Origin of the sequence: Streptomyces sp. NPDC007162 (assembly GCF_040634175.1) — a bacterium.
Classification (GTDB): domain Bacteria; phylum Actinomycetota; class Actinomycetes; order Streptomycetales; family Streptomycetaceae; genus Streptomyces.
The window spans coordinates 1-1038 of sequence record NZ_JBEYFC010001070.1; the positions used below are offsets into that span (position 1 = coordinate 1).

At 75.6% G+C, this 1038-nt stretch carries 2 protein-coding genes; one reads left to right on the forward strand and one right to left on the reverse strand.

Annotated features, from left to right (window positions below; translation table 11 throughout):
• The coding region (locus ABZ646_RS47220; protein WP_360534111.1) for a CopD family protein at positions 1-356 on the forward strand (356 nt) is incomplete at its 5' end.
• Positions 357-408: 52 nt separating this feature from the next.
• Here ABZ646_RS47220 and ABZ646_RS47225 read toward each other — a convergent pair.
• A partial coding sequence (locus ABZ646_RS47225; RefSeq protein WP_360534114.1) for a zinc-binding dehydrogenase occupies positions 409-1038 on the reverse strand: 630 nt, incomplete at its 5' end.

Sequence of the window (1038 nt, forward strand, 5' to 3'; positions counted from 1 at the left end):
TGCGCCACCGACGTGGCCCGGCGGGGGCCGCGCTGCTCGGGCTCTACGCGCGCGTGGCGGCCGTGCTGCTGGCGGCGATCACCGCGACGGGCGTGTGGAGTTCGCTGCGGCGGATGCCGGCGGGCACGATCCTGGACCAGCTGACGACGACGGCGTACGGGCGCACCCTGCTGGCGAAGGTGTTCCTCGTCGCCGTCGTCTGCGTGCTCGCACTGTGGGCACGGGTCCGGCTGCGCCGGGCGGCCGATCCGCTGACCGCCTGCGTCCCCGCCCGGGCCGAGGTGGCGGTGCTCGGGACGGTGGTGGCGGTGTCGGGGGTGCTGACGGCGCTGCCGCTGCCGATCAGATGGACCTGATCAACAGCGCGTCCCTGGGCCGAGCCGTCCTTCGGCCCAGCCGTTCGCCGGCTCAGCCGTTCGTGACGAGCACCTTCAACGCGGTGCGCTCGTCCATCGCCTTGTAGCCGTCGGGCACGCCCTCGATGCCGACGGTCAGGTCGAAGACCGGCGACGGGTCGACGGTGCCGTCGAGGACGTCGGGCAGCAGGTCGGGGATGTAGGCGCGGACCGGGGCGACACCGCCGCGCAGGGCGATGTTCCGGTCGAACATGACGCCGAGGTCCAGGCCGGTGCCGCTGCCGTGCGGCACGCCGACGAAGCCGATCGCGCCGCCGGCCCGGGTGATGTCGACGGCCGTCCGCATGGACTGCTCGGTGCCGACGGCCTCGACGACGGCGTGCGCGCCCTGGCCGCGGGTGAGTTCGCGTACGGCCGCCACGGCCGCGTCCCCGCGTTCGGCGACGACGTCGGTGGCGCCGAAGCGGCGCGCGATGTCGGTGCGGACCTCGTGCCGGCCCAGCGCGATGATCCGCTCGGCGCCCAGCCGCCTGGCGGCCAGCACGGCGCACAGGCCGACCGCGCCGTCCCCGACGACGGCGACCGTGGCGCCGGGGCGGGCGCCCGCCCCGAGGGCCGCGTGGTGGCCGGGGGTGGGAAGAGCGGGGGGGAGGGAAGAGTGTGAAGGGGAGGGGGTAGATGT